The 4414-nt window shown below is 46.1% G+C and carries 4 protein-coding genes and 4 tRNA genes; 1 reads left to right on the top strand and 7 read right to left on the bottom strand.

Annotated elements, in window-relative coordinates; all coding sequences use genetic code 11:
- From Q4Q52_RS22100 to Q4Q52_RS22080, 5 genes are all read right to left on the bottom strand, one after another.
- A partial coding sequence (locus Q4Q52_RS22100) for a GTP-binding protein (protein WP_311991691.1) occupies window positions 1-551 on the bottom strand: 551 nt, incomplete at its 3' end.
- 117 nt (window positions 552-668) lie between these two features.
- Window positions 669-744 (bottom strand) — tRNA-Thr (locus Q4Q52_RS22095).
- 8 nt (window positions 745-752) lie between these two features.
- Window positions 753-826 (bottom strand) — tRNA-Gly (locus Q4Q52_RS22090).
- A 37-nt stretch (window positions 827-863) separates the two neighbouring features.
- Window positions 864-948, bottom strand: a tRNA-Tyr gene (locus Q4Q52_RS22085).
- A gap of 8 nt (window positions 949-956) precedes the next feature.
- Window positions 957-1032, bottom strand: a tRNA-Thr gene (locus Q4Q52_RS22080).
- Window positions 1033-1267: 235 nt separating this feature from the next.
- Here Q4Q52_RS22080 and coaA point away from each other — a divergent pair.
- Window positions 1268-2218 (top strand): type I pantothenate kinase, encoded by a 951-nt coding sequence (gene coaA / locus Q4Q52_RS22075; RefSeq protein ID WP_107949768.1) that lies wholly within the window; start codon window positions 1268-1270, stop codon window positions 2216-2218.
- Window positions 2219-2245: 27 nt separating this feature from the next.
- Here coaA and birA read toward each other — a convergent pair whose 3' ends face one another.
- Both birA and murB read right to left on the bottom strand, forming a co-directional pair.
- Window positions 2246-3205 (bottom strand): bifunctional biotin--[acetyl-CoA-carboxylase] ligase/biotin operon repressor BirA, encoded by a 960-nt coding sequence (gene birA, locus Q4Q52_RS22070; protein ID WP_311991690.1) that lies wholly within the window; start codon window positions 3203-3205, stop codon window positions 2246-2248.
- Window positions 3198-4223, bottom strand: coding sequence for a UDP-N-acetylmuramate dehydrogenase (murB, locus tag Q4Q52_RS22065; protein ID WP_311991689.1), 1026 nt, complete (start codon window positions 4221-4223; stop codon window positions 3198-3200). Before murB ends, birA begins: the two co-directional genes overlap by 8 nt.
- Window positions 4224-4414: the final 191 nt, after the last annotated feature.

Here is a 4414-nt window from a genome sequence, read left to right as displayed (position 1 = left end):
TCTGGTTGACCTTCTAGGGCCTTCAGAGCTGAACCTTGGATTACTGGTAAGTCATCACCTGGGAAATCGTATTCTGACAGAAGTTCACGCACTTCCATTTCAACCAATTCCAGTAACTCTTCGTCATCTACCATGTCACATTTGTTCATGAACACGATGATGAAAGGTACGCCAACCTGACGAGAAAGCAGGATGTGCTCACGAGTCTGTGGCATTGGACCGTCTGTTGAAGCTACTACTAAAATCGCGCCGTCCATCTGTGCAGCACCAGTGATCATGTTTTTAACATAGTCAGCATGGCCTGGGCAGTCTACGTGTGCGTAGTGACGAGTTGGAGTATCGTATTCGATGTGAGAGGTATTGATGGTAATACCGCGCTCACGCTCTTCTGGAGCATTATCGATTTGAGAGAAGTCTTTAGCTTCGCCACCGTAGGTCTTAGCCAGTACGTGAGAGATAGCTGCAGTCAGTGTGGTTTTACCATGGTCAACGTGACCAATGGTGCCCACGTTTACATGGGGCTTAATACGTTCAAATTTAGCTTTAGCCATGGTAATGCCTCAGTCCAAGAATCTTGGTGATGAAAACTAACATATAGAAAAAATCCGATGCATTAAAATGACATCGAACCGATTATGTTTAGGCGTAGGAGCTAAATTTAGAGAGGCTGGTGCTGATAGGCAGATTCGAACTGCCGACCTCACCCTTACCAAGGGTGTGCTCTACCAACTGAGCCATATCAGCAACTAATTTGGAGCGGACAGCGGGAATCGAACCCGCGTTATCAGCTTGGAAGGCTGGAGTAATACCATTATACGATGTCCGCGCAACCTAACTAAGGCTACCTAACTACCTAGAAAAAGTGGTGGAGGGAGAAGGATTCGAACCTTCGAAGGCTGAGCCGTCAGATTTACAGTCTGATCCCTTTGGCCACTCGGGAACCCCTCCACAGAAAATGGTGCCGGCACCAAGAGTCGAACTCGGGACCTACTGATTACAAGTCAGTTGCTCTACCAACTGAGCTATGCCGGCATTATCATTTCGGAACGGGATATTAGGTAAATGCGCTCCCAAGTGCAAGTAAAAAACACCTATTTATGTAAAAAAAGCGCTTGAACGGTGTTTTTTTGCACGCTATCCAAGTTTGCCGACCAATTAAACAGCGAATACATCAAACGGTAACGGAAACACGGCTGCAATCACCCATTTAGTATTGTTCCGAATAATTCCATAGTGTACTGTGCCTTTCCTAAGCTGAGGAAAGCCAATGACTTCTAAAAATTCAATTCAAAAAGCACTCTATCTCGCCTTTGAGCGCTTGCAATGGTCTGAGTTACGAGATTCGGTGCCGCTGACGCTGAGCGAGCAAGACTTGGAAAACCTTAGAGGCATTAATGAGAAGATATCCTTATCTGAAGTCACAGATATTTATCTTCCCCTTAGTCGGCTGCTCAATCTAATAGTTAAAGCTAAGCAACAACGTGGATTAGTCGTTGATGAGTTCCTTGGCCAAAAGCCATCAAAAAGCCCTTACATCATTAGTATTGCTGGCAGTGTCGCCGTCGGCAAAAGTACCACAGCGCGTATATTGCAAGCCTTACTACAGCACTGGCCTGAGCACCCTAAGGTCGATCTGGTGACCACGGATGGCTTTTTGTATCCACTGGCAGACTTGAAGCGTAAAGGCTTGTTACAGCGTAAGGGATTTCCGGAAAGCTACGATATGAAAATGCTGGTTGAGTTTATCTCCGCAGTAAAATCTGGCCAACCCCATGTGAAAGCCCCTATCTATTCACACGTCACCTATGACCGTGTGAAAAATCAGCACCAAACCGTTTCTCAGCCCGACATCTTAATTTTGGAAGGCTTGAATGTACTGCAGACTGGGCTAGACTCCCCCGTCGATACCCGTCGTCCTTTTGTCTCCGATTTTGTCGACTTTTCTATTTATGTCGATGCGGAAGAGCCGTTACTCAAACAATGGTATAAAGAACGCTTCTTGCAATTCCGCTCTGGCGCCTTCAGTGACAAGAAATCCTATTTTCATCACTATTCGTCGCTAACTGACGATGAAGCCAATACCATTGCCGCCAATATTTGGGACACAATTAACGGTCCCAACCTGCAATTAAATATTCAACCGACCCGTGAAAGGGCGCATTTGATCCTACAGAAAGGTCAGGATCATTTGATGTCCCACGTACTGATGCGCAAATAGTCTTCTGTAAAATAGCCTCTTGGGTGCTTAGCGTGCCCTTAAGCTAATTTCACCGCCGATAAATGCTTGCACACCGTCGGCGGTTTCGAGCAATACCGCACCCTGCTCATCAACGCCGCGACAAATCCCTTCGACAGACTTTTCCCCCATAAGCAAACGTATTTCACGGCCATAAAATAAGTCTGCCGCTTGCCAACGAGCCTTGAATGCAGCTAATCCTTCAAGTTCAAATAGCTGGATATCGCGCTTCAGTTGCTTCTGTAATTCGATAACAAGCGCAGTCTTATCTGGCATATCAACCAAATCTGACAGGTCACTCCAAGGCTGATCGATACCTTTTCCTTGCTCCTCTGACATCGCCATATTAACGCCAACACCAATGATCAGCTGACACTGACTATCAGCCTGTCCCGACATTTCAATCAAGATCCCAGCAAGCTTCTTGTTATCCAAATAGATATCATTCGGCCACTTAACCCCAATATTCTCGACCCCAAACGATTTAAGCACTTCAACTAGAGTGCACGCCACTACTAAACTTAGACCCATGGCCTGTGCCATTCCCTGCGGGAATGTCCAAAACAATGAGAAGTACAAGTGATGCCCATAGGGCGACACCCAAGTGCGACCTCGGCGACCGCGACCTGCAGATTGATACTCTGCCACGCACACATCGCCATTTTTTAGCTCAGTGGTATGGCTCAGCATAAAGCCGTTTGTACTTGCGATCTCATCAAAATAAAAACAACGGTTATCAATTGACTGCACTAAACGTGAAGCATCAATCAAAGAGATGGGATTGGCTAACTTATAGCCGCGACCTTTAACGCTATAAATTGCCACATCATAGGTTTCTAACGCATCAATGTGCTTATTTACAGCGGCGCGCGAAATCCCAAGCTCAGTGGCTAACTGCTCGCCTGAAACAAATTGACCGCTAGACAATAACGCTAATATCTGGCGCTTTCTTCCCCAATTATCAGACATACAAATCTCCTTCACCGTTAGCGCCCATGATTCTAGGTTCCGCTTCTAGCACAACACCAAATTTATCCTGTACTTGCGCAATAACATGCAGTGCTAAGCGACAAATATCACGCCCCGTTGCCCCGCCTCGATTCACTAATACCAAAGCTTGTTTGTCATGCACAGCAGCATTACCAAGCATAAAACCTTTCAGCCCCGCTTGCTCAATCAACCAACCTGCAGCCAATTTTACCGTCGCATCCGCTTGTGCGTAACCCACTATTGTCGGAAAACGCTGTGCTAAATCTAGATAACAGGCCGCGCTAACAATAGGATTTTTAAAGAAACTGCCTGCATTGCCGAGCACTGCTGGATCAGGGAGCTTTTCACTGCGCACTTGGCATACGCGCTCAAAAATCTCACGGGCTGTAACGGTTGCGGGATCAAACGATTGCAATGGGCCATAGGCCAAACGCGGTTGCCACCGTTTAACTAAGCGCAGTCCGACAGCAGTGACTACGGCAAGATTACGTAATTTGTCTTTGAAAATGGATTCACGGTAAGCAAATTGACACTCAGCTGTGCTTATACGCACAAACTCACCTGAGGGTAAATCAAGATACTCAACCCAATCACATACATCACAGAGTTCAACACCATAAGCGCCAATATTCTGGATAGGTGCTGCGCCAACCGTTCCAGGAATTAACGCCATATTCTCCAACCCAAACATGCCATGCTCGAGCGTAAACTGAATTAACTCGTGCCAATTCTCACCCGCCTCAATCTCGAGATAAAACGCTTCTGTGTCTTCAGAGACTTTTATCCCCTTCGATAAAATCCTGACAACTGTACCGTTAAAGTCCTCTGTGAAGACCAGATTGCTACCGCCACCAAGCACCAACATAGGCAATTGCTGTTGCCATAGTGGCAAACACATCGCCTGAACAGCTTCTTTTGAGTGCGCCTCAACAAGATCGGCGCAAAACTGGGCTAAACCAAAGGAATTAAACGATTTAAGGCTATGAGATAGAGACATGTGTTTGATCAATGACGACAAAAACACATTGTAACTGCTAAAAGCGAGGATTGCAGCTAACGCGGAGGACACGTATTGATGAAATAGTCATCGTGGAGTGGGTATTTAAGCGAAAAATCACGCTGAATTTCACAAATTGCAGACGCAAAAAAGCCAGCTTATTCAGCTGGCTTCGTTACATCTCAATGAGA

Source organism: Shewanella sp. SP1S2-4 (genome assembly GCF_031932075.1).
GTDB classification, from domain to species: Bacteria; Pseudomonadota; Gammaproteobacteria; order Enterobacterales; family Shewanellaceae; genus Shewanella; species Shewanella baltica.
The sequence above is the reverse complement of the archived record's forward strand: the minus strand, read 5'-3'. Positions and strand labels throughout refer to the sequence as shown.

Coding starts and splice junctions, on each gene's coding strand:
- coaA (WP_107949768.1), top strand. CDS start 1,268: ATGACTTCTAAAAATTCAATTCAAAAAGCACTCTATCTCGCCTTTGAG.
- murB (WP_311991689.1), bottom strand. CDS start 4,223: ATGTCTCTATCTCATAGCCTTAAATCGTTTAATTCCTTTGGTTTAGCC.
- birA (WP_311991690.1), bottom strand. CDS start 3,205: ATGTCTGATAATTGGGGAAGAAAGCGCCAGATATTAGCGTTATTGTCT.